We start from the raw sequence: 389 nt of genomic DNA on the forward strand, positions 1-389 counted from the left end.
GCTGAGACTCATAAGATCGACATGGAAATGGGTCGTTCCTTTCGAGTCCTCGCGACTGAAGCCCCAAAGATACCCCAGCGTTTCCAGCTTTGTTCGGCGCGGACGACCATCTCCGAGAACATAGGCTTCCAGTGTGGCAAGCGTAATAGTGTGACGAGCTGCATCAGAAAGGGAAATGGTGAACTTCATCGTGCGTTACCTGAAGGTGCCTCCGATTCGTTTCCGATCAACGGCCAGCCACGATCCTCACTGGGGCTTCGCTGGTCCAAATCGCGATATATCCGACCTAGTCGGCCCGAATCCTGACCTTGATCAGGATCTCGCACGCGAAGTCCTGACCAAGAAGCAATCGCTGGTACGTCGGGGGCTTTATCGTTCCCGCCTACGAC

At 55.0% G+C, this 389-nt stretch carries 2 protein-coding genes; one reads left to right on the forward strand and one right to left on the reverse strand.

Annotated elements, in window-relative coordinates:
• On the reverse strand, positions 1–189 hold a 189-nt coding region (locus EN780_RS40245; protein ID WP_210215165.1), incomplete at its 3' end, for a hypothetical protein.
• Here EN780_RS40245 and EN780_RS40250 point away from each other — a divergent pair.
• Positions 176–389 (forward strand): hypothetical protein (locus EN780_RS40250; RefSeq protein WP_210215166.1); only part of this gene is annotated, 214 nt, incomplete at its 3' end. The two genes, EN780_RS40245 and EN780_RS40250, sit on opposite strands and share 14 nt — an antisense overlap.

The sequence above is a fragment of the Mesorhizobium sp. M4B.F.Ca.ET.089.01.1.1 genome (genome assembly GCF_004022605.1).
GTDB classification, from domain to species: domain Bacteria; phylum Pseudomonadota; class Alphaproteobacteria; order Rhizobiales; family Rhizobiaceae; genus Mesorhizobium; species Mesorhizobium abyssinicae.